This is a genomic window from Bacillus sp. AFS002410, from assembly GCF_002556365.1.
Lineage (GTDB): Bacteria > Bacillota > Bacilli > Bacillales > Bacillaceae_G > Gottfriedia.
Map to the genome: position 1 here is coordinate 55,168 of NZ_NUEU01000020.1, position 20,553 is coordinate 75,720.

Consider the following 20,553-nt stretch of genomic DNA (forward strand, 5'->3'; position numbering starts at 1 on the left):
TCTGTTTTGTACCATCCCCAGTTTTATTAACCAGATAATAATTCATAAGATTAACCTAATGTAACTGAGCCTTGGCCAGTTTTGATACGGTATTGGTCACCTGAAGCAATTGTTTTTGCTGCTGATGCTGGACCATATAACAACATATTACCAGCGGATACAGCATCATTGATACCGATATGAGTAATCGTACCTCAAGAAGCAGTAGCTGCTGGGAATAGTACATCAGCACCGTTACTTAGAGCGGTTGCAATCCCAGCAGCATTTGTACCTGCCGCAAAGGTGATAGCTTGTCTTACATAACCGTTACCCACGATTTCAGCAGCAGTTGAACCTGTCTCTGTAGGGTCAGCTGTGTGTAAAGATACATAAATCGTTGTAGGTTTTGTGAAAGCAGTTGTACCAAGAACGTGGTCTAACAGTTTTGCTTGTGCATAGTTTGTTAAATTACTAGCCATTATAAATCCCCCCTTAAAATAATTTACTCCATGTTTGTTGACCAACAACACCATCTACAGTGAGACCTTTTCGTTTTTGATACTCTTTCACTGCTTTTTCAGTTTTAGGACCAAACTTGCCATCAACATCTACCTTTACTGCACGTTGAATACGCTCTACGTCTTTACCTTTGCCGCCTTCTTTTAAAGGTTTACCAGGATAAGGAACAATGTCCTTTTCAATGACCTCGGCTTTAATAGCAGTATTAGGCTTAGTAATTTTAGGTGCTACCCAATCCTTTTTTACTTCAAAATGTGGATTATCAGCTTCTTTCCAAGTACCACCCCATGTAATATCTAACTTTTTCGCAATTTCCCCTGCTTTTTTCAATGTTGAAGAATCATATAAATCTTTCGGTTTATTTACAGCAATATCCCACGCTAAACGCCCCGTATGGTTACTAGATTTTGTCCAAGTAACTTTTTCACCTTCTCTTGTTCGTCCGTAAGAATAAAGGTAATTTTGTCTTTCTTGCGAGCGATATGTTTCTGTAATGAAAATGTCTAGATTCTCTTTTTTACATTCTTCAAGAAATAATTTAACTGCCTTTTGTGCAACTGGTAAAAGCTCATTAATATCTCTACAAGTTTTTGTTACATCAGTCATACGATCGTCTCCTTTTTATTTGAAATAATATAAAAAACCACCCTAAAAGGATGGCTTCACTCTTCTTTTTCTTCTTCTACTGCTTTCGCATCATTTTCTTTTTGATGATTTTTAACAATTCCCCATATTGAAACAACTGCACTGATAGTTACAGATGCTACTGCTGCAATATGATCTTGAACATCAGAAGAAATTTGGTGGCCTGTAATAGTGGCAATACATAAGCAAATTACTGAAATAATTGGTAAAATAGCTGATTTACTTAATTTCATATCTAACCTCTCCTTTATTTATAATTTAGTAAAAAAGTAATAGTGGCCAATATCAATCCGCCAACAACTGTTCGCCATAGCCACGTTATATTACCTTCAATGCCATCTAAACGTTTGTGAGCACTTCTTGTACTTTGTAATGCCTCAGTTGAATCTTTTTCGACTCCATTGATCATAGTCATTTTCGTTTCAATTACGATGAGTCTGTCTTTGATATCATCTAATTTTTCAGCTAGTTTTTCGTTTGGTTCCAATCGACTCAACTCCTTTTAAGCATAAAAAATACACCTATTCTTTAGGTGCTTCATTTTACTGCTCTATGATTAATTGATGAAATCCATCATTAATTAAAATTTCATCGACCTCTGATTTAAATTGAGGGTATTTTGTAACTACTGCTTCGTAATCAAGTTTTCCTAGTTCGATTCTCATTGCTAAGTATCCTGCCATGATTAAAGTCCTCCGTTCATAATAAGAAAGTCTATTGCTGCTTCTGAAAGTGCTAATCGTTCTTTAAGTATCTCAATTTCTGTTTTATCTTGTGGTCTATTTAACATCTCGTCCAGTTCTTCTTGCGTGATTGTTTCCACCCATTCAGAACCATTAAAAATAGGTCTGTAGTTTGGTTGAGGCAACGGTTTTTCTGTACAATCTTCTTCTATTTCTTCATCATCACCTAGTAAAACAGGTTCGATATATTTTCCGTTTTCGTCAAATCGGTAAACTTGTTTCATTGTTCCCCTCCTTAACTTATAATGTAAAACTAGTTTGAAGATAATAAATGTCACCAACGTTATAAACATTATCAATATTATATTGAATTTGAATTTCTCCGTTAGTTGCAACACTTATTCTTGCTGATCTCGACTTATTAGAAACAGTAGAAGTTGTTGCGGTATATGAAAACTCCGCTACTGGTCTGTATCCAGTTGGCAGAGTTGCAACTATCACACTACTAGTTGATATGTTCTTTACCGCTCCTCTGATAGTGATGGTTTTTCCAGATTTCATATACCCAGGGCGTCTATCTACGCTGAATTCTGTCGCGCCATTTTGCAATGTAAAATCAATGTAATTTGTATCAGTTGTAAGGATTTCATACCATGGAGTCCAAACGCCCGATAACATAAATCGCTGAAATGTTACATTCGAGTCAATAACAAAGAACAATTGTTTTCTCGAAATACTACTCATTTTCATATGAATTATATAACCTTGATTATAAGGAGAAGGCGCATTAGTTAAAGTTCCGCCTTGATAAACCCCTGAAACGTCTATATTATTTAAATTCGTTCCTGAAACATCTTTTCCTACATCACCTATACCATATGATTTTACCCAATTAGGCGCTCCCACATCGATCGCATCTAAAATTGCATTAAGGTTCGTTCGATTAAAAAACTCTGTTCCTAATGGTTTCGGAATACTTAAATTAGGTGTATTTGTTGGCATATCTTATCTCCTTTCTATTGAAGTGTTTCAAATTGGTCCCAAGTTAAACCAAGTGCATCAACCTGATTCCAAGTATAATTTACTAAGTCGATCTTATTCCAAGTCCTGTACGCATAAACATAGATCACATTTAAATGGGCCGGTTTCAATTGATTAATCGCATCCTGCAGGTCACCCATATTTGGAGGGGTGCCATTAACTGCAGTAAATTTAATTTCAAATTCATAGGTCGATGCCTTTTCAGTTACTTGAACATTCCCGTTTGTAAATGCATCTGCGGTCCTTTTTATCTGAGCTACATTTACAACTCCTATTCCTCTTATTTTTGCTTTAACTGTTGATTGACGATCTGCTAGAGGAATATTAGGTCTAATGGGTAGCCCAAACATCATTTCCCATCTGGTTATATCTGTATCAGTTGAATCAATAAACATCTGATTAACAGTAGATTCTAAATTAGCTTGTAAAATATCAATCTCATTTTCTTCTGCTGACCATAGAGCTAACATAGTCCCACTATTTTCATAGAATCGAGGAAAATTATCACGTAGCATTGACTGCACCCACCACCGCAACTTGAGTATTTGAGACTGACACATTTGCAGTTCCACTGTTTAAGGTTAGTGATCGATAATCGATTACTCCAGGAGTTGCTAATATTTTCGAACCTATTATTGCATAGCTAATAGAACTTGTTTTCAAAGCAACAGATTTTAGATAATCCGTTAACGAGCTAATAAGATTTGTTTGTACCTGAGCTAATGTGTAGCCATTAGCTAAATCAACGTCTACTGAAACGTTAATAGTAAGTTCTGTAGCACTTACATACGCAACGGTTGCGCCAATCGGTCTTTTAGCTTCCACATTGGCTTGTACTGCCGAGATAAGCGTACTATCAGCTGCTCTCATATTTGAGTTAACAAGAACACACTTTACTGTGCCGTTCCCGTTCCAAATCGGTATTACAGTTACAGCACCTACTCCAACTACCTCAGTACACCATTTTGTATAGTCTGCTATATTACCACTCGCTGAAGGTAACTGGATTTGCGCAAAGCAACGCACTCTTAATGAGTCATCTGATTCATCATCAGTCCCGTTTGTAACAGCTGAAGCGTTAGTAATAGAAGTAACACCATTGATACTATTAACTGAGTTAACAATTGTATTTGCAGGGACATTTCCAATCGCACCTGCAACCTCACATGTTACTGAAACTGAAGCTACTCCACTGGAAATTGTTATATCTGATGTTGATGTAAAGTAGGTATCATTTGCATAAAACCTAGTGCCTGCGGGTATAACAGTGCCGTTTGTGCCTAATATCGTTAAATTAGTAGTAGCAAACGTCCCTGTTTTACGGTATATTCCAAATTCCCCCGCTCTTTTATCCAGGTAATCTCCTGTAGCAGTATCAAGGAATACTTGATCTAAAAAGTTATCCGTCTCGATTGAATTGTCTTCAATAGCATTTGCTACTGCTACTACAGCATCATAAATAATACTGCCCTCACTTTTGTCATAATCATTAGATATTGCAGCAAACATTCGTGCCATGATGTCTTCTTTAAGTTGCAACTGTACTCACCTCCGTATCACCGTAAATCGTACCTAATGTGAATGATATATTCACTACATCATCTTCTGCAGTTATGCTTATATCTGTTATTTCTGTGATGTACGGATTAACTAATAAAGCTTCTTTTATCATACGTTCGGTTTCGATTTCCACTGCTTCGTTTGAGAAACCACTACCAATTAAACTATTAAGCTCTGACCCATAGTCCCATGAATAAACAGTGTATTTAAAACGCTCTGTGATTAGCGCCTTATATGCCCATATTTTAATAGCTTCTTCTCCCTCAACTAAATATGATTTTCCATTATTCAATTTAAAATCATTTAAATCAAAATCCCATGCCCATTCTTTATAAAGAGGAAGCTCTTCAGTGCTAGTAGTACTTTCTGTATCATCTACAAATGGAAATATACTCATGTAACTTCCTCCACTTTAGCGACTACAATAAAAAAAGCACCCTGTTTTATTAGGAGTACTTCGTCACCAGTAGCAAGTCCACTTTTAGCACTTGTCGCTATTTTTAATTCTTCTTTATCTAAATCAATGTCATTTGTTCTAACTACTAAAGGTGAAGCTGAAGTCACTTCTCCGCTAAAAACAAAGTTCATATTTGTTTGTTTACTAACTTCTTGAATGAAATTAATTAATCCTGGGAAACTCATTTAAGATTCCTCCAGTATGTTTTTAAAATTCAGTTGAAGGGACATAGTATAGTTTCCATTTTCAACTGTATGTGTATCTTCTTCAATATAAAATACACCCTTTAGACCTGTCTTAGTGTCTTTAATTGTTATAGCTCTTCCGCTTATACAACTTACATTACCTAAACCCTCCACATTAGCTTCGCGATCTAACCCGTGTAACATAGCTTTTGCTTCTGTTGTAGAATTTTTTCCTTTTTCTTTTTCGTATACTTGTTGAAAAGTACCCCAAGTTGATAGCCCGTCTCCTGTTACTTGCCCGATTTTTTTCCCTTTATCATCAACAATAATTACCTTATTCACTACATTTTCTATTGTTTCTGAATAAGTAGAATCGGTAAGGTTTCTACCCTCTGCTAATTCAAAGTTTTTAATGATTGAACCTGCAATAACTATGTTCAACTTCCCCTTTTGAATAACGGGTTGATACACTTTTCCTGTTTTCTTCTTAACTTCTTTACATGCACTCATGATTATCTGATACAAATTCACGTTTATCATTGGTTCCAATTTGAAGCTTATATTACTATCTGCAATAGAACCTACTGACACTCCAACCTCGCCGCATGTTTTTCTGATTACTGTAGAAAATGTAGTTGTTTTAAAGTTAAATGATCCGTCGCTTTTTAACAGATAGATTAATGAATCGTACCCTAAGATATTAATTTCATTAGCCTGTCGAGGTTTCTCTTTTCTAAACACAAAACCCTCAAACAATGTGCTATCGCCCTCTTTTAGTAAAAGAGTATTCCCTTGGCTAATGCTATATGGGAAATTTGAGGGTATAGAGAATTCCAATTGTCTAGCAGCGCTGTACTTTGAACCGCTCCACGTCAGTCTTGTATATTTAATTTCTTGTTTCCCAATATATATTTTCATGGCAACCTCAACACCTTGCCGATTTGGAGCTTTCTAGGGTTTTTAACACCATTAAGGGAAGCAATGCTTTTCCACTTATATGGATCACCATAATATTTCCTAGCAAGGTCCCACAATGTGTCCCCTTTTTTAACTGTGTATGTTTTAAGTCTTGATGGTGAACTAGATGGCCGAGGTTTAGAACTGCTTTTAGAGGCCGTTTTAATTACAGGTACTCTATACTCTACAAGTTGTATTTCATATTCGACATCTCTACTTGAACCATCTTTCTCTCCATACACAAAGCTTTCAATTAGGAATGTACGATTAATGTTTGTACTTGTTACCATGAAGCGAATTGGAGTTCCTTTTTCTGACCAGTTTTCAAATCGCGTTGCAAGATCGTAAGGCTTTGTTATTGTTTTTACTTTAACCCAAGAGTACCTAATTGACGGGAAAATAGATTTAAAACCCAGTCGCGCTAATTTAGTATCTCCAGGTCTTGAATACTCACCAAAGTCAGCAATGTTTAAAATGTTTATGTTCTTGCCCACTTCATTCATAAAATTAGGAGGAGGCACTGGTAATTGGACTTTTGTTTTAGTTTTATCATCAATAAACCAAAATTCCATTAGTCATTCGCACCCCCAAATGAAACATTGTGTTTTACAAGATTCTTTAAGAATCCATTACCAATTTTATCGATATCAGCTTCTTCTCTAATAGTAGTTCCGTACATATTAACTACAACACCTGAAGACTTAGGAGAAAACTTATCTCTAGTCACTTCTCGTTGTGTTTTAACTTCCTCACCTCTATGAAGTAAGGTCGGAGTGTTATCTCTCTGTACGGTCCCCCCAATAGCTCTTGCTTGCCGGTGCATTCTCTGGGAATCTTTTATGTGTTGGTCTTTAAGCTTTTGCTTATCGTAAGCTTGTAGTCCACCGCCTAAAACCTTGGCCACAATATTATCACTTTTCCCTGTCCATTCAGATAGCTGTCCCAACTGTTTTAATCCAGGTATGCTAGTCAATTTGTTTCCGATGCCTTGGAGTATTCCATCAAGGATTGCTTTACCTATCCCTGCTCCTGCTGAAACAAAATCTCCTGTGTGCGCTTGAAGAACGCCGATAATGTATTCTGTGAAAGTGTCCATTGTTGCAGTAATTGCAGCTTGATTTGTTGAAACAAAACTATTCAAGGCATCTAATCCTTTACCAAGCCATTCATTTACTGCGCCACCAAAGCTCTTTTCACCTGATAACAAGTCGTCTACTGTTTTACTAAATGAGGTAAATATACTGTCTAATTTTTTTCCGATTTTTGGAGCATTTTTAATCAAACCATCTAACGCTCTATCTGCTACTTTAGAAATACTAAGACTTAATTTACCAAATAACTTGGAGATTTTTTCAATTCCTCCGTTATTCATTTTCGCATTAAACTTATCAATCATTCTTGTCACATTTGGTAGTGCTGCTTCACCTATTTTCCTTAGTACAGTTTGTATATTTTCCATAGATGATAAGTACTTACCATATGAAGTTGATTCCATCGCATGAACAAAGTTTTTATCGTACCCAGTACTTTTCATTGAGTCGTTAAAAAGTTTAATAAAACCGTCTAGATTATTACCTTTAGTTATAGGGTTTTTATCTGCATAGGTAGCTAATTTGTCAGCTACTTCTTTAGGTATCTTTTCAAATCGCATATATAGCGACTTTGCATCTCCGCCTAACAACTCCTGAATAGCAACCTTTGCACCACTCATCCCCTGCATGGGATCTGTATAAGCCAGTAACTGGGCCATATCCGTCAATTGTTTTGTTTGATTATCTTTCTTAGCATAACTAAGCATACCTGCAAAAGTATCATATATTTCCTTTTGACTAAACATGGAAGTTAATGACGTTTGCTGAGCAAGGTTCATGATATTCTTTCCGTTTAAACCTCTATTTTTTGCTACATACTCCAATTGCTTTTTAGTTAAATCAAACTCAAGGGCTTGGCCTACAGTGCTTTTCACAGCATTTTGTGCAGCATACCCTGTAGCAGCTGCAGCAATCATCCCGTTTAAAGAAAAAAGTTTTTTACCGATTGAGGTAATTGGTTTAGTGGCTAAGTCCGTTACTTTAATCGCAATGTTTACACCTTTTCTTAATCCACCTAACACTTTTTCAGTAGTTGACACTTGTCTTTGGAGTCTTGCTAGGTCTCTTTCAGCATTGCTTACAGTTCTAGTAACATTTAAATTTTCGTTTAATTTACCGAACATCTTAGCTAGTTCCTGAGTTTGCTTTTCTAATGCTTTCTCAACACGGAGAATATTATCCATCGGTCTACTAGCATCATCGATTATTTCTATGACGGCACCAAGTCTTTCATCTGACACTTAAACCACCTCCTATACTGGAATAACCGGAAAGGCTCCGCTACTAAGAAATTGGTTTCTCTCCTCGATTTCAAGTTCATAAAAAGCCCGAATGATTTGCCATTCACCATCTTTTATTCGTTTGAATACAGAAGGGAATACGCCTTTTGTTTTCCAGTAATAGTACATCATTTCATGATAACCGCATTCTTTTACTTTTTTTTAATTTCTTCCACCGCAGTATCTTGAATCCCACTTAATTCAAGAACCTTTGAATATATTTGAGTAATTTCACCGGCAGTTAATAATTTTAGAACCACCTCATATGGAGTAACGCATTTAAATTTCTCTATAAACTTTTGGTCCTTCAGAGAAGGATCTACTACCCCGTTTAATACTACTTGAAGTTGATATTCTTGGTTATCTACTGAACCATCTTCCTTAGTACACAAATCTGTAATTTCGAATAATTTTTCTCGTTTGATAGCTTGTAATGTAAAAAGTACTTCTTGTTCAGTAACTTCCGAAAGACGCTTGATTCTAACTTTCGTTTCTGGAACCTTTAAATCGTCACTATCTAAAGACAATAAGATATCAGTAATATTCATGATTTCCTCCAAATTAAAAAGGGAGCTTATGCCCCCTTAGTTATTTACTTTCCTGGATAGTATCTAAAAACGCGTGGTCTTCAAATACGAATGGCATTTCATTTTGAGTTAGTTTACTTGCTTCCCAATCAGCTAAAGGGATACTAGTAAACAAGCAATTGTATAATGCTACTCGTTCAGCACCAAACGAAGCTGGATCAGCTAATTTCGATACGATAGTGAAGTATGGAATTTTTCTAGCTTTAATGCCATCTGATATTTTCTTAACCAATTTAGAATTCACTTTATTGAAACGAATAGAGCCTTTGTAGTCTACTCCAGTGAACTTTTTGCCCTTTCCACTAGCAACTCCACACATCGGAACGTCTTCTAAAACTAAGTCGCCATTTGCTTGAAGTCCGTATACTTCGCCGAACTTTTCGCCATCAATCCAAGCTTCCCCCCAAGTACCGGATATTGCTTTTTCTGAAATCATCTTTTCCAACTAAATCACCTCCCAATTAAATTGATACTGCTAGATTGAACGTCTCCATCGCATCAAGAACTGTAATTGCCATTTTAATGAATATTTGATCTCCTGTTTCGGCTTCTTTAATTTCTTGATCTGTCATCGTTGAAGTATCGATTCCTTGAGAAGTTAAATATGTCTTTTGGGCCAACAAATCGATTTCAACTGTATTCTTATCTGGAGCAAGTAATTGCTCTGTTTCTAGACCTTGTAGATAACTACCAATAGCAACAACCAACTGTAATTTATTTTCATATCCATTTGGAACTTTACCAATGTAATTGTCTTCTATGTTTTTACGAATGTCGTTAGCAATTAGATCTAAAGTTTCTACAATCTTAACTTTTTGGAACTTTGAACCTTTTGTAGGAGTCAATGTCTTAAGTGATGTCATACCTCTTGCTACTTTAACCTTCTCACCGTCATGGAAAAGAATGATCTCACCGTTATCGATTCGTGTATTCATTTGTGTTTTAGTTAATGACTCTACACTCTTCACATCAAGTAAGGGGACATACGTAATTGATTGAGATAACGGAGTCCCAGCTATTAATCCTGCCATACGTGCACAAAATGAAGCTGTTGATGGAGTAGTCGAATCATTCATTGTAATTGATGCTGTAGTAAAGTTATAAATATACTCTTTGTCAGCAGCATTATTTGCGGATACATAGCGAATTAACTTATTGTTTGTTCTTTGAGTAGTAACCCATGTGTTAATTGTTGCTAAGTCACCAGACACGGCAGTTGGGGCTACTAAATAATCGAATTTGACTGTTTCTGCCCATGCTAATGATGCCGACCAGTCAGATTCTGTAGCACTATTACCTACACGAACTAATAATTTTAGAGGAGCATTTTCTCCGCCTACAAAAGCTTGTTGTAGATATGTTTTGTTTGCTGTACTCAATCCTGAAGGAATTTGAGTAGCGTCTGTTAATGTGTAAACGCCCGCTTGTCCAGCTGCATCTTTAAGCAGAATGGCTAGTATCCCACGTTCACTCCGTTTAAATGCTGAAGAAGCCAATTGGCTAAATGTAATATAAACCTCTGGTAATGGCATTCTTAGACCTCCTTGTTAAAGTTGATTTCCTGAATAACAGGTCCTTCTTTTTCTTTTAGTATCTCGACTACATCCACATCAAACATAAAATGCAAGTCGCCATCTACAATTTGATATCGTTGTTTCTTTGGCATATAAACACCTTGAGTCGTTGTAACTAACTGAAATAGATCACCTAAATCATCAGCCATCTTGTAATTTTCTAAATTCGTATCATTTCCGCCAAAATAAGTGATATCTATGATTAATGATTTTTCTCTTCTGTACCTTCCAGTGAACTCATTTGCAACTGGTAAAATGCGTACAAAAAAAGCAGGTTTATCAAATCCCTGCTGAATCTTTTCATCATATATTTTGTGTGTAGGAAAGTTCAGCCTTAAAACGCTGATTATTGCGTCTAATATTGCTTCAAACATTATAAGCCCAGCCTCCTCCATAAATCATGTACACGAGCTGGCATTGCTCTTTCAAGTTCTTTTAAACTGACTGTTAGCATGTATTTACCTTCAACGAATCCGCCGCCTCCTCTTGTTCTATGGCCATATTCAACGTGGATTCCATATTCAACAGGATTAAATATTTCGATTTGGACATTACTACCAACTCGTTTCAAATCAGATATTTGCCAACCTCTTCGTAAAGTCCCACCTACACGACCGCTACTTGGAGGATACACTCCGACTGGTGTCTTTTCTTTCGTTCTTGCTAATAGATCCATTGCAAGTTCTTTTAAAAAGACGTCTAATTCATGAGGCAATTCTCTATTAATCTTTTCAAGTTTACTTCTAAATTCACCGAATCCGAATACTTTCATTCCCATTAAGCTTCATCCTTACGATGGACAGTTACCACTTGATGTGATGGATATTTAAACGGTTCACCTGCAATTAACTCGAATTGTTGATTCATAGAAGTAGTAACTCTGATTTCATCTCCAGTTTTAAGATCATAATTAGGACTCAAAAAAAGAATAAATGTATAATCGATTTGATTTTGTTCTTCGGTTTGATTAGTGTTAAGCCTTGTTGTATTGGCTGGCTTACTTAATGCACACTTAATACTTGAGTATATTTGTTGAGGAACAAACAAATCTCGATTATTCACAACCGTTTCTATATCTCTCCATACATCGCATTTATCCCAATAAGTACTTTCAAGAGCTTCCATCTCATTCATTGGAACTTCACTCTCCTATATTTATTTAATTGAGATTTTACATCGTCTAAGATAACAGATCCGCTTGAATCGCTCCTACTTGTGCCGTATTCGATTACAGTATCTCCTCTTGTAATTTTCTTAACTGGTCCATTTCCTTCAGAAGCAATTAAGTTTTTCATGATTGCTACTACTTTCTCAACCACAATTGTCTCAAGCTCTTGAGGTAGCTCAGTAATATTACAATAGTTTAATATCTTTTGAGTTACTGATTCGATATGGAAGTTTATAATTACATCCTTACTGCCGTCACTAATTCCTAATAGTATTTTAACTAATTCAGATATCATTACTTCACTCCTTTACGTGAGTGTTATACCATTCCTCGTATTTCATACTGGCTGGCACATAATATGTTTTACCATTTAAGTCCCTCGCAATACGAGTACGATCTTCATCGTGCCATCTAGTAACAGGAATAGTTGTTGTTCTACATCTAGGATGGAATGGGGGATAGTTTGAACCTGTCATTCTATCAACTACATTGTAGATTTTTCCGTCTTGCTTTTGACAGATTTGACTTGTTCGATTGTCTAACGTAGCCAATATTTCGTATTGCTCAATGACTCCACTATTCTCATAGGCCTTTGCAGAAGCTTCCTCAATAATATAAGCTGATTCAGTTTGTACCACTACTCCAGCTTGTTTGACACTTACGTCCATTCTTTTAGCTACTATAGCAGACGTTTTACGAAGGTCTTTACCTTGAATCATGCTCTGAGTTAATTCTTCTCTCAGTACCTGGACCAATCTATCCCTATTGTTCCATATCCTTGAAGAAAAATTAGCACCACTCCATGGATGTTCTAAGGTGCTCCTAATCAATTTATCACTAACAGGAGCAAACGACCCGCCTACTTCAATGCCTTGAAATAAGTCAAACATAGTCTTATGATAAGAGTCTTTGTATAAACGCTTTAAATGGTCTTCTGTGCGTCGTTTTTCTTCTAACGATAATTTACCCAAGATTACATTTATCTTCGCAATCATGCCATCTAGGCGATTTATACGACTACGAATTGATAAAGCGTTTAAATCCTTGAGTACATCATTAGCTTGTTTATCATTATTGTTATCCACTAAGCTTTGAATTTCTTCAAGATAATCAGTGATATCTCTTTTCCATACCCTGTAATCATCGCCTGTAAGCATTTTAATTGCTTCTTTGTATGGTACACCGTTTTCGATTGAATACTTTGAATAGAAATAGGCTATTTCTTTCTGCATTTCCATTAATGCAGTAGTGTAATGTCCTCTTAAATCATTCTCAAAGTTATCAACATCTGTGTATAATTCGCTTAATCGTTCTTCAGTACGTTGTTGCCAATACTTATCACTTCTCATGGCTACAGCTCATTTAAAGCTTGAATGAGTTCATCCTTTTTCATATCTTGGTATCCTTCGATTTCTTTTTCTTTGGCCAACTCTTTTAATTCGGCCACTTTCAAAGTATCTAATTTAGGTTTGTTCTCTTCTTTAGCTTGTTCTCTTCGATAGCGTTCAAATGCTGTTAAACTCACGGCAATTACCTCCTATAAAATAAAAAGAGAGCCTGTGAAGACTCTCTTAATCGATTTAGATTTTGTGGATGAATTTTACGACACGAATCTTTTTAGGATCATATACACGGTTCCAGTTAGTTGCAGTTTCTAATTCAGTGTTTGTTGGAGCTGCGCCAGCAACTGAAGCAGATTGGAATGCTACTCCACGTGGATGTAAAATCATTGTTTTACGGTTGATTAAGTAATCGTTACCTGCTAATGAGTCACGATCTGTTTCAGTTTCAACGAATCCTACAGGACTACCGAAGCCTAATGCAACTGCGCCTTGTCCAAACAGGTATGTTGTATAAACTCCAGCACTATTAGGAGTAGAATCATCGACGATCACTCGTTTACCTAAGTAATAAGGAACTTCTGGAGAACCGTCAGCTGGCTTAATGAATTGAATTAAATTTTGTTTAGCTAGCGCAGCAACAACAGATGAATGCATTACAGTTGCTTTTAGAGTTGATTGTGCATCACCTAAACGATACGAAGCATCAATGAATGAGGAAGCTCCAATCTTCTCAGCGCCACCAGTTAAAGCTGAAATATCAGAAACGTTATTTGACATTGATGCTGAAGCAAAAACACCTTTTAAAAGAGATAAAGTTGTTTTTTGCATATCTCTTGCCCAGAATCCAGCAACTAAATCACCGATTGCTTTCATTGGATCGCTACCTGCCAAGTTTGCTGCTAAGTCATTTGAACTCCAAGCTTTACCACGACGTAAGATAACCGCGATATCTTGACCTGCTGTAATTTTATCTGGAGTAAGCGCACCAGAATCACTTAAAGATTCAGATGTACCACTTAAATCATTCCAGTATGGCATATTGATTGTTCGTGCACTTGATGCTGCTAAATCATCAAATTGTTGATCACGTTGAACGATTCCAGATTGATAAATTTCTGAAAGCTCAGTTGTTCGATTAAGTACATACGGGTTAAATACTGAAGGTACAATTACATCACTAATTTTAGTAAAAGCCATTTGTTTTCACTCTCCAATTTTATTATTTTGCTTGTGCCATTAATTGATTTGCTAAATCAGGATTTTCATTCATGATTCGACCTTGCTCTGTTAAATTAAATGATTCTTTAGCCCACGGGTTAGTGTTAGAGCCGTTATTCTTTCCAGGAGGATTGTTTGGTTTGAACCCAGATAAATTAGGGTTATTTGTATCCTCTGCTTTAAACAGATACGCATGATCAGTCTTCATTTTTGTTAAAACATCATCTAGGCCTTTTACTTTACCTTCTTGGAGCTCCAACCCTTCCCTAGGTAAAAGTTTAAGGACTGTTTCTAAGTTATGTGCATCTGTAATTGATAGCTTAATAGCTGTATCTAATTGCAGTACATCATATTTAGATTTCCAGTCAGAATTAGACGTCTCTAAGTCTGCTAGTTTTTTAGTTAAAGCTTCATTGTCATTGCTAAGTTTAGACAAGTCCTTGATTTGCTTATCTCGGTTAACGATTTCTGTTTCTAAATCCTTTTTCTTACTGATTTCATCATCAAGACGAGATTTAGGAACATATTGTGAATCTTTTGTTGCTTCTAAAATAGAGGTAACGACTTCCTCACCTACGTTATGTTTTGTTAATAAAGCTTTTAACCATTCCATATTGCGTCCTCCTACACTGTTTAACGTGGTCGTGTCCACGTGGATTTTTTTGTATATAAAAAGCACCTCAACGATTAATTGTCGTTAAAGTGCTTTAATCATTTGTTACAGAGTATTTAATATCATGATCTATGGTAGATACTAATCCTAATTTCTCTAAGAAATTGATATCTCCACCCCAGCCAGTTTCAAAGTGGCCATCGTTACAAACTATTCCTATAACGAAGCCCTTCATTTCGCCTTGTTTATATTTGTTTTCGATGTACTTAACCATACCCGCACAGTCATTTACATTGAGTAGTTTAACTTCCATTTGTTACTCAGCCTTTTCCAAAGCTTCATGTGCTCGATAAACAAAGTCTTGAAGTTTATATCCTTCAAATTCCCACACTTTATTTTCGATACGTTTCAAACAAATTTCTGCACCTAGCTTTTCATCATAATTGACTGGATCTACACAAGCAGATGATTCAACAATAATGAATCCGTTTGGTAATTGACATGTAACAATTGTACATTTATTTAAAACTGTTTGAACTTCAATAGTTGAGTTATCCATAATTTTTTGAATGTCGTCATAAATCACAGTATTCTTACTCATCCTTTTTACCTCCATTATTTTTATTAGAATCTATCTTTGAATTGTTATAAGGAATTTCGATCTCTTTTTCCTGATCACTATCAATTCGTTTTATCTCCTGTTGAACGTCTTCTACCCATGGATGATGAGCCAATCTTGTTTCCATAGATAATTCAGCTGAGTTAGTAAACATTTCAATTTGTTCAGCTTCATTAAAGATCATTGAACGGTTGAATGTAAATGTCACATCTTTATAATCAAACGAGCCCTTATTAGTTAACTTTAGATAACTACAGGCAAACCACATTAATTGTCTTAGCGATCTTTTAAATTTTCGTTCTAGCACATCGCTTTTAAGGTCCAACAAAGCATATAAGAATTTAAGTGCCACACCTGTTTTATCTCCGCCTTGATTCTCTTTATTCGGATTAACTCCTTGGCCAAACAAAAAGATATTCTCTTCGAAGCGATCAAGTTGAGCAGTTACAGTAGCAATCGGAGTCTCTTGTTTTAAAGAATCTACTCCGCCTTCAGCATCTACTTTAATTGATTTAAAGTATCTAAGATTGTCCATGAACTCTTGAAGATTCTCACCGTCGTACCCTTTAAGTACGGTGATAAGCGATTGAATGTCTTCAATATTATTCTGGGTATCTGAAACAGTTAAATCATATGCATCTATTATTCTTTTATAAGTTTTCAAGTCGCTAATACGCTCATCGTTGTTAGCAAATTCAACAAATGGAACCTTGCCCCATCCATAACCAGTCTCATTAAAATAAAAGTGGGAAGCAGGATTCTCTTCGACAGTTACATCTAAATAGACAATTCCATCGATTTCCTCATAATAAGTTACTTCTTGATCGTCCCATACCTCAATCTTTTTAGTTTTACCATCAGCTAAAAAGTAATATCTAATAATCAAATCAAGTTTTCTTTTATCTCTAGGGTTATAGAGCGCTATTACTTGCTCGGCTGGGATAATCATATAATCAAAGTCGCCGTCCTCATTAATGAAAGGCTGTAGCCATTCTCTGCCTTTATTACTGGCACCCTTAACTAACTCTGGTAAAACATCATCAAATTCTTCTGAAAAGATTTGATTAAGCTCTTTTGTAAATGCTTCGTTTTTCGACTTCATTGCAACAGGATTACCCGTTAAGTATCCTACTTTCTGGTCTACTAGAATCTTATGGAAATTATGAGGTATTCGATTATTAGTTTTTGTGTCATCTACTACTTTTTTCTTGTTCATGTCGTAATAGTACTGTTTGCGTAATAAGATGTCGTTTTCAGACTCATAATACTTAATGCCGTCAAGCATATCCTGTGGATTATGCTGATTGATTAGCTCCTTAATTACTTCAGTTGTCTTAGGGCTATTCTCGGTAATAATCTTAATATATTCTTCTGTTAATGTTGGAGTTTCAGGATAAAACAAAGTCACACCTCCTACCACGGTTGGAAATTTTTCGGTTTCTTAACGATTGTATTAACAAAGTAACGATCACTATCCATCTGGTGGTCATGTTCTTTCTTAGGTTTGTCTTCACCGCGTTCGAGTGCTTTCTCGTCCCAAATATATGACGAAAACTCTTTGAACGTTTCCTTGCAGCAATCGTTGTATTTAATTAGTTCTTCATTTAAACAACTTGCTACATTTCGAATGCCTTCTAGTACGTCATTATTAGCTTTTTTAACTCTCCACACATTCTTCTTTAATAGAGCAATGAAGGAAGAAGCTGAGGGATCAATAATAATTGTATTCGCTAGCATTTTAACCACGTTATCTTCGTCCACTACTGTTACAAAATCGTTTAAAGCTTCTAAATACTCATTATCTGTCTTTTGTATGGCTTTCTTTCGGCCATCATAATGGTATTCCTTGGTTTTATACCATACTCCCTTATAAAGCCCCCACAAGCCTAATGCAAATGGATTCTGAGTACCATAGTCGCAACTAACATAATACTGTTCGTATTCTCTATCGATTGTTTTGACCACATGCTTTTTATCAAGAAACATATCATAAATAAGGCCTTCTGCATTAACCCATAAACCTAAAATGTAACGCTGGAAGAACACTCCACTAAACATTCGTCTAAATCGTTCTTTAACTGATTCAGCTAATGATAAGTTGTCGTCCATCGTAAATTGTAGATAGAGGATTTTCTTTTCTTTTGCCTTGTCTATAAATTCGGTTTTAAAGTAATGATGTGGTCCTTTCGGGTTACAGTTCATAAACACTTTCGCACCGTCAACTGAACAACGACCAATCATTTGATCAGTGAACGATTTAGGAAACAGTGCTATCTCATCACCGAATGCTCCAGCTGCGGTTAACCCTTGAAGTGTATCTTGGGACGCTTCCGTATTTGCTCCGAAAAGGTAGTAAGTGTTAGAACCAATAACAATATAATTTTCTGAACGGTTGTATTGATAATTCCACCCCCAGGATTGTAGTATCTGCATCATCGGCTTGATAACATTACGCTTTAATGAGCCTATACTTTTACCCGCAACAATGAAGGATTCGCCTTTGTATGTTGATTGCGACCACTGTAGAAAGCTACATATCATAGATATCGTTTTCCCTGAACGGATTGCTCCATCCGCGATAACCATGTCCATATCTTTATAAGGAGATCCATCTCTCCAAAACCAAAGAAGCTTTAATTGTTTTTTTGAAAAGGATTTAAATTTAAACGCTTTTTCCCGTCTTTTTTTAATCCTCATTTTCATCACCAAATACATCTTTCATTGCTTCAGCACTAGGTTTTGTAGCTTCATTGAAATTATCGATAACATCATCGTTAGAACCATTGTCTTCTGGATCTAATAGCTTAGTTTCTTGTTTAGTCTTAGCAATTTCAGCCTTCAACTTTTCTTGTTGCAGCTTCTTCAAGTCATTTTGAGACAATAAGTCAGTGTATTTTGTAAGGAATTCTAAAGCCCTCATTTTGTCAGCAAGCTTTACTGATACACCATCTTTACCTTTTTTAACTTCAGTAATAAGCGTCCCATCAATCTCTGAGGATTCTTTGAAATCAACATAACTAGTGGTATAAGTAATTGGGTTGCCTGACTCGTCAAAATCGCCAGTTGATATCTCTTTCTTTCCAAACTCTACAAAATCAGTTATATCAGCAAAGGCTATATCGATGTATTTTTGTAAGATTGATTGGGCGTCCAATAATACACCATTTAATCGTTCGTTTTTAAGTCGATTAATTTCGTCTTTTATACCATGATTAACCATAAGTGTATAAGCATTCTTATTGGCGATTTCATAGGTACATTCATAAGCCTTCTGATAAGCCTTCGTAGCATTGAAATACTTGAGATAGTAAAGACAAAACAACTTTTGCTTATCCGTCAACTCTTCGGATAAGACTACCTGTTTTATGGTTGCATCCTTTTTCTTTGGGGTTGCAACCTTTTTAGGTTTAGTTGCATCTTTCGGAGAACCTCTTGTCCATGACTCTCGGCTTTTACGACTTTTCAAAGTACCGAGTTTTACATGATGTTTTTCAGCTAGAGCAGCTAGTGTAATATCAGTAGTTTTATATTCGTTTCTAATAACATCCCAATTCACTCAAATTCACCCACCTCCAAATAAATAGTTCCTTAATTTATTCACTCTAAACTAGACCCACCAAAAATAATGGAGGATTGGGGAATCATCAAAGACGGATCTAGTTTACAAAGAATAAAAAAGAGCCCAACAATTAAGTTGAGCATACACATAGGGGAGAATGCAGGTAAAATTGCATTCATATATAGGTGGCGTTTGGTTGGCAGATTAAAGGAGATTTTATAACTTTAATAGAAATAATCTAAACAAGGAGGTGAGATTATTCATGAGATTAAGAGTATTGGAAAGAGGTAATTTAACGTACAAACATTTTTTTGAAGAACTAAACAGATTTTATACATTTAGATCCATAATTGAGCTAGTTAAATTAAACATTGACGAGGAATCTTGTATTGCTACTACTGCTAGTGGACTATCGAGTATAAATAAAGAAAATGAACGTGCATATAATTATCATTTATTTTCAAAAGATAAATATATGATAATTAATGTCAAATCTTCAGAAGCTAATCCAAATACTGACATTATAGGTATAGAAATCAGGAATATCAATGATATTGTTTCAAAAAAATTTACATTAAATGATTATGAACAACATGAATGGGAATATCACAAACAATGTTTAGAAATTTTATTTAGCGATAATTTTAAAATAGTCTTAGCAAGTGAAGATTGTAATCAAGATTATTACAATTTCGCACATAAATTACTGTCACAATAAAACAAAAGCCTCAACTGATTAAACAGAAGAGGCTTTCTTCTTTCCTTCTACTAATTTTATTTTCAGCTCGTGCAATTCTTTTTTTAACTGTACCTACACTAATGTCTAAATATTCAGCTATTTTTTCAAATGGCAAGCAATGACCACGGCTCATCATGTATGTTTCTAATTCTTTATCTGTTAAACAATCAAGTGCTTCACTTAAACACTGCTTGTCCCATGTTGATAATGTATGATGTTTTTCTTCAACTTCCCATTCGTACATAGGATCTTTTGCTTTGAAATACTTCTGCATTGTAATTGGATCAAACGGTCTTTCTTTTTGATATGCAGCCCTACGTTCAATGCCACGTTTGTTTCCAGGTTTCTTACCAGTAGACATCCATTCAATCGAATAATCTAGGTTGCTGATCATCTCACTGATTCGTTTTTTATCATGTAAATCAGTTTCAGAAGGATTTTTTTTAAACTTCAGGTTATCTAGGAGGTTAATTAATTCTTTTCGTGTCTCTTTATACTGTTTAATCAGTTCTATCACTTTGATTCCCCCTGTGTTAAAATCTAATTAAGCATAGCTGGGAGAATTCTTCCGGCTTTTTTTTAATTCAAAAACGCTTCACATTTTTGGTAACGTTGCATAGCATGTACTAAGCAAATATCTTCTTTGCCAAATATCACCTATTATTCATTAGAGAAGCCTTTTCCCAAAAGCTTCTCTCTTTTTATTTAAAAATAAGCCACAAAACGATAAGCCAAA

The 20,553-nt window shown here is 35.6% G+C and carries 32 protein-coding genes and 1 pseudogene; 1 reads left to right on the forward strand and 32 read right to left on the reverse strand.

Translation table 11 applies throughout. From position 1 onward, the window contains the following. Positions 1-50: 50 nt before the first annotated feature. The 31 genes and pseudogenes from CN692_RS27320 to CN692_RS13430 all read right to left on the reverse strand — a co-directional run bounded on the left by CN692_RS27320 (position 51) and on the right by CN692_RS13430 (position 19,075). Positions 51-512 (reverse strand): annotated as a pseudogene (locus CN692_RS27320) (phage tail fiber protein). After that, positions 472-1,104, reverse strand: a complete 633-nt coding sequence (locus CN692_RS13290; RefSeq protein WP_098119645.1) for a peptidoglycan-binding protein — start codon at positions 1,102-1,104, stop codon at positions 472-474. The pseudogene CN692_RS27320 and the gene CN692_RS13290 overlap by 41 nt, the downstream one beginning before the upstream one ends. A 56-nt stretch (positions 1,105-1,160) precedes the next feature. After that, positions 1,161-1,376: a hypothetical protein gene (locus CN692_RS13295; RefSeq protein ID WP_098119646.1), complete on the reverse strand. Its 216-nt coding sequence runs from the start codon at positions 1,374-1,376 to the stop codon at positions 1,161-1,163. Positions 1,377-1,390: 14 nt separating this feature from the next. Continuing rightward, a complete protein-coding gene (locus CN692_RS13300; protein WP_098119647.1) occupies positions 1,391-1,630 on the reverse strand; it encodes a hemolysin XhlA family protein in 240 nt (79 codons plus the stop codon). 55 nt (positions 1,631-1,685) lie between these two features. Further along, positions 1,686-1,826 carry a hypothetical protein gene (locus CN692_RS26170; protein WP_179874438.1) on the reverse strand — a complete coding sequence of 47 codons (141 nt, stop codon included), beginning with the start codon at positions 1,824-1,826 and terminating at the stop codon, positions 1,686-1,688. 2 nt (positions 1,827-1,828) lie between these two features. Beyond that, the gene (locus CN692_RS13305) at positions 1,829-2,110 is read right to left on the reverse strand and encodes a hypothetical protein (protein WP_098119648.1); all 282 of its coding nucleotides are present in this window, start codon (positions 2,108-2,110) and stop codon (positions 1,829-1,831) included. 16 nt (positions 2,111-2,126) lie between these two features. After that, complete coding sequence (locus CN692_RS13310; protein ID WP_098119649.1) at positions 2,127-2,828, reverse strand: pyocin knob domain-containing protein; 702 nt, start codon at positions 2,826-2,828, stop codon at positions 2,127-2,129. A 14-nt stretch (positions 2,829-2,842) separates the two neighbouring features. Further along, positions 2,843-3,382 carry a putative phage tail protein gene (locus CN692_RS13315; RefSeq protein WP_179874439.1) on the reverse strand — a complete coding sequence of 180 codons (540 nt, stop codon included), beginning with the start codon at positions 3,380-3,382 and terminating at the stop codon, positions 2,843-2,845. Beyond that, positions 3,372-4,406 carry a baseplate J/gp47 family protein gene (locus CN692_RS13320; RefSeq protein ID WP_098119651.1) on the reverse strand — a complete coding sequence of 345 codons (1,035 nt, stop codon included), beginning with the start codon at positions 4,404-4,406 and terminating at the stop codon, positions 3,372-3,374. The genes CN692_RS13315 and CN692_RS13320 overlap by 11 nt, the downstream gene beginning before the upstream one ends. Next, positions 4,396-4,824 (reverse strand): DUF2634 domain-containing protein, encoded by a 429-nt coding sequence (locus tag CN692_RS13325; protein WP_098119652.1) that lies wholly within the window; start codon positions 4,822-4,824, stop codon positions 4,396-4,398. The genes CN692_RS13320 and CN692_RS13325 overlap by 11 nt, the downstream gene beginning before the upstream one ends. Next, positions 4,821-5,069: a DUF2577 family protein gene (locus CN692_RS13330; protein WP_098119653.1), complete on the reverse strand. Its 249-nt coding sequence runs from the start codon at positions 5,067-5,069 to the stop codon at positions 4,821-4,823. Before CN692_RS13330 ends, CN692_RS13325 begins: the two co-directional genes overlap by 4 nt. Then, positions 5,070-5,987: an XkdQ/YqbQ family protein gene (locus CN692_RS13335; RefSeq protein ID WP_098119654.1), complete on the reverse strand. Its 918-nt coding sequence runs from the start codon at positions 5,985-5,987 to the stop codon at positions 5,070-5,072. It abuts the gene before it with no gap. Continuing rightward, positions 5,984-6,598 (reverse strand): LysM peptidoglycan-binding domain-containing protein, encoded by a 615-nt coding sequence (locus tag CN692_RS13340; protein ID WP_098119655.1) that lies wholly within the window; start codon positions 6,596-6,598, stop codon positions 5,984-5,986. The genes CN692_RS13335 and CN692_RS13340 overlap by 4 nt, the downstream gene beginning before the upstream one ends. Next, on the reverse strand, positions 6,598-8,358 hold the full coding sequence (locus tag CN692_RS13345) for a hypothetical protein (RefSeq protein ID WP_098119656.1): 1,761 nt from the start codon (positions 8,356-8,358) through the stop codon (positions 6,598-6,600). Before CN692_RS13345 ends, CN692_RS13340 begins: the two co-directional genes overlap by 1 nt. A 12-nt stretch (positions 8,359-8,370) precedes the next feature. Next, positions 8,371-8,529, reverse strand: a complete 159-nt coding sequence (locus tag CN692_RS26175; RefSeq protein ID WP_098119657.1) for a hypothetical protein — start codon at positions 8,527-8,529, stop codon at positions 8,371-8,373. A 20-nt stretch (positions 8,530-8,549) separates the two neighbouring features. Further along, a complete protein-coding gene (locus CN692_RS13355; RefSeq protein ID WP_098119658.1) occupies positions 8,550-8,945 on the reverse strand; it encodes a phage tail assembly chaperone in 396 nt (131 codons plus the stop codon). Between the two features lie 40 nt (positions 8,946-8,985). Then, a complete protein-coding gene (locus CN692_RS13360) occupies positions 8,986-9,420 on the reverse strand; it encodes a phage tail tube protein (RefSeq protein ID WP_257144030.1) in 435 nt (144 codons plus the stop codon). 25 nt (positions 9,421-9,445) lie between these two features. Next, positions 9,446-10,516, reverse strand: a complete 1,071-nt coding sequence (locus tag CN692_RS13365) for a phage tail sheath subtilisin-like domain-containing protein (protein WP_098119660.1) — start codon at positions 10,514-10,516, stop codon at positions 9,446-9,448. Between the two features lie 2 nt (positions 10,517-10,518). Continuing rightward, positions 10,519-10,932, reverse strand: coding sequence for a phage tail terminator family protein (locus CN692_RS13370; RefSeq protein WP_098119661.1), 414 nt, complete (start codon positions 10,930-10,932; stop codon positions 10,519-10,521). Continuing rightward, entirely contained in the window at positions 10,932-11,336 is a 405-nt protein-coding gene (locus CN692_RS13375; protein WP_098119662.1) for an HK97 gp10 family phage protein, read from the reverse strand. The genes CN692_RS13370 and CN692_RS13375 overlap by 1 nt, the downstream gene beginning before the upstream one ends. Next, on the reverse strand, positions 11,336-11,692 hold the full coding sequence (locus tag CN692_RS13380) for an ABC transporter ATP-binding protein (protein WP_098119663.1): 357 nt from the start codon (positions 11,690-11,692) through the stop codon (positions 11,336-11,338). Before CN692_RS13380 ends, CN692_RS13375 begins: the two co-directional genes overlap by 1 nt. Then, positions 11,689-12,021, reverse strand: a complete 333-nt coding sequence (locus CN692_RS13385; RefSeq protein ID WP_098119664.1) for a phage head-tail connector protein — start codon at positions 12,019-12,021, stop codon at positions 11,689-11,691. Before CN692_RS13385 ends, CN692_RS13380 begins: the two co-directional genes overlap by 4 nt. A 4-nt stretch (positions 12,022-12,025) precedes the next feature. Further along, positions 12,026-13,075, reverse strand: a complete 1,050-nt coding sequence (locus CN692_RS13390) for a minor capsid protein (protein ID WP_098119665.1) — start codon at positions 13,073-13,075, stop codon at positions 12,026-12,028. Between the two features lie 2 nt (positions 13,076-13,077). Next, positions 13,078-13,251, reverse strand: coding sequence for a Rho termination factor N-terminal domain-containing protein (locus tag CN692_RS27190; RefSeq protein ID WP_257131635.1), 174 nt, complete (start codon positions 13,249-13,251; stop codon positions 13,078-13,080). Positions 13,252-13,306: 55 nt separating this feature from the next. Continuing rightward, positions 13,307-14,266, reverse strand: a complete 960-nt coding sequence (locus tag CN692_RS13400) for a major capsid protein (RefSeq protein ID WP_098119667.1) — start codon at positions 14,264-14,266, stop codon at positions 13,307-13,309. A 22-nt stretch (positions 14,267-14,288) separates the two neighbouring features. After that, a complete protein-coding gene (locus CN692_RS13405) occupies positions 14,289-14,900 on the reverse strand; it encodes a phage scaffolding protein (RefSeq protein WP_098119668.1) in 612 nt (203 codons plus the stop codon). A 94-nt stretch (positions 14,901-14,994) separates the two neighbouring features. Continuing rightward, positions 14,995-15,213: a hypothetical protein gene (locus tag CN692_RS13410; RefSeq protein WP_098119669.1), complete on the reverse strand. Its 219-nt coding sequence runs from the start codon at positions 15,211-15,213 to the stop codon at positions 14,995-14,997. A 3-nt stretch (positions 15,214-15,216) separates the two neighbouring features. Continuing rightward, entirely contained in the window at positions 15,217-15,501 is a 285-nt protein-coding gene (locus tag CN692_RS13415) for a Gp49 family protein (protein ID WP_098119670.1), read from the reverse strand. Beyond that, complete coding sequence (locus CN692_RS13420) at positions 15,494-16,921, reverse strand: phage portal protein (protein ID WP_179874440.1); 1,428 nt, start codon at positions 16,919-16,921, stop codon at positions 15,494-15,496. Before CN692_RS13420 ends, CN692_RS13415 begins: the two co-directional genes overlap by 8 nt. Before the next feature lie 11 nt (positions 16,922-16,932). Continuing rightward, complete coding sequence (locus CN692_RS13425) at positions 16,933-18,216, reverse strand: PBSX family phage terminase large subunit (RefSeq protein ID WP_098119672.1); 1,284 nt, start codon at positions 18,214-18,216, stop codon at positions 16,933-16,935. Beyond that, a complete protein-coding gene (locus tag CN692_RS13430) occupies positions 18,206-19,075 on the reverse strand; it encodes a terminase small subunit (protein ID WP_098119673.1) in 870 nt (289 codons plus the stop codon). The genes CN692_RS13425 and CN692_RS13430 overlap by 11 nt, the downstream gene beginning before the upstream one ends. Positions 19,076-19,340: 265 nt before the next feature. Here CN692_RS13430 and CN692_RS13435 point away from each other — a divergent pair, with 265 nt between their 5' ends. After that, positions 19,341-19,796, forward strand: coding sequence for a hypothetical protein (locus CN692_RS13435; RefSeq protein WP_098119674.1), 456 nt, complete (start codon positions 19,341-19,343; stop codon positions 19,794-19,796). 10 nt (positions 19,797-19,806) lie between these two features. Here the strand turns inward: CN692_RS13435 and CN692_RS13440 are convergent, their stop codons facing one another. Next, complete coding sequence (locus CN692_RS13440; RefSeq protein WP_098119675.1) at positions 19,807-20,334, reverse strand: sigma factor-like helix-turn-helix DNA-binding protein; 528 nt, start codon at positions 20,332-20,334, stop codon at positions 19,807-19,809. Between the last annotated feature and the right edge of the window lie 219 nt (positions 20,335-20,553).

Excerpts from the sequence above, each read along its gene's own strand:
- CN692_RS13375 (WP_098119662.1), bottom strand. The coding sequence starts at position 11,336 with ATGGGAATGAAAGTATTCGGATTCGGTGAATTTAGAAGTAAACTTGAA.
- CN692_RS13310 (WP_098119649.1), bottom strand. The coding sequence starts at position 2,828 with ATGCCAACAAATACACCTAATTTAAGTATTCCGAAACCATTAGGAACA.
- CN692_RS13425 (WP_098119672.1), bottom strand. The coding sequence starts at position 18,216 with ATGAGGATTAAAAAAAGACGGGAAAAAGCGTTTAAATTTAAATCCTTT.
- CN692_RS13385 (WP_098119664.1), bottom strand. The coding sequence starts at position 12,021 with ATGATATCTGAATTAGTTAAAATACTATTAGGAATTAGTGACGGCAGT.
- CN692_RS13400 (WP_098119667.1), bottom strand. The coding sequence starts at position 14,266 with ATGGCTTTTACTAAAATTAGTGATGTAATTGTACCTTCAGTATTTAAC.
- CN692_RS13405 (WP_098119668.1), bottom strand. The coding sequence starts at position 14,900 with ATGGAATGGTTAAAAGCTTTATTAACAAAACATAACGTAGGTGAGGAA.
- CN692_RS13355 (WP_098119658.1), bottom strand. The coding sequence starts at position 8,945 with ATGAATATTACTGATATCTTATTGTCTTTAGATAGTGACGATTTAAAG.
- CN692_RS26170 (WP_179874438.1), bottom strand. The coding sequence starts at position 1,826 with ATGGCAGGATACTTAGCAATGAGAATCGAACTAGGAAAACTTGATTAC.
- CN692_RS13305 (WP_098119648.1), bottom strand. The coding sequence starts at position 2,110 with ATGAAACAAGTTTACCGATTTGACGAAAACGGAAAATATATCGAACCT.
- CN692_RS13295 (WP_098119646.1), bottom strand. The coding sequence starts at position 1,376 with ATGAAATTAAGTAAATCAGCTATTTTACCAATTATTTCAGTAATTTGC.
- CN692_RS13335 (WP_098119654.1), bottom strand. The coding sequence starts at position 5,987 with ATGAAAATATATATTGGGAAACAAGAAATTAAATATACAAGACTGACG.
- CN692_RS13415 (WP_098119670.1), bottom strand. The coding sequence starts at position 15,501 with ATGAGTAAGAATACTGTGATTTATGACGACATTCAAAAAATTATGGAT.
- CN692_RS13370 (WP_098119661.1), bottom strand. The coding sequence starts at position 10,932 with ATGTTTGAAGCAATATTAGACGCAATAATCAGCGTTTTAAGGCTGAAC.
- CN692_RS13325 (WP_098119652.1), bottom strand. The coding sequence starts at position 4,824 with ATGAGTATATTTCCATTTGTAGATGATACAGAAAGTACTACTAGCACT.
- CN692_RS13360 (WP_257144030.1), bottom strand. The coding sequence starts at position 9,420 with ATGATTTCAGAAAAAGCAATATCCGGTACTTGGGGGGAAGCTTGGATT.
- CN692_RS13435 (WP_098119674.1), top strand. The coding sequence starts at position 19,341 with ATGAGATTAAGAGTATTGGAAAGAGGTAATTTAACGTACAAACATTTT.
- CN692_RS13330 (WP_098119653.1), bottom strand. The coding sequence starts at position 5,069 with ATGAGTTTCCCAGGATTAATTAATTTCATTCAAGAAGTTAGTAAACAA.
- CN692_RS13390 (WP_098119665.1), bottom strand. The coding sequence starts at position 13,075 with ATGAGAAGTGATAAGTATTGGCAACAACGTACTGAAGAACGATTAAGC.
- CN692_RS13380 (WP_098119663.1), bottom strand. The coding sequence starts at position 11,692 with ATGAATGAGATGGAAGCTCTTGAAAGTACTTATTGGGATAAATGCGAT.
- CN692_RS26175 (WP_098119657.1), bottom strand. The coding sequence starts at position 8,529 with ATGATGTACTATTACTGGAAAACAAAAGGCGTATTCCCTTCTGTATTC.
- CN692_RS13340 (WP_098119655.1), bottom strand. The coding sequence starts at position 6,598 with ATGGAATTTTGGTTTATTGATGATAAAACTAAAACAAAAGTCCAATTA.
- CN692_RS13315 (WP_179874439.1), bottom strand. The coding sequence starts at position 3,382 with ATGCTACGTGATAATTTTCCTCGATTCTATGAAAATAGTGGGACTATG.
- CN692_RS13365 (WP_098119660.1), bottom strand. The coding sequence starts at position 10,516 with ATGCCATTACCAGAGGTTTATATTACATTTAGCCAATTGGCTTCTTCA.
- CN692_RS13290 (WP_098119645.1), bottom strand. The coding sequence starts at position 1,104 with ATGACTGATGTAACAAAAACTTGTAGAGATATTAATGAGCTTTTACCA.
- CN692_RS13410 (WP_098119669.1), bottom strand. The coding sequence starts at position 15,213 with ATGGAAGTTAAACTACTCAATGTAAATGACTGTGCGGGTATGGTTAAG.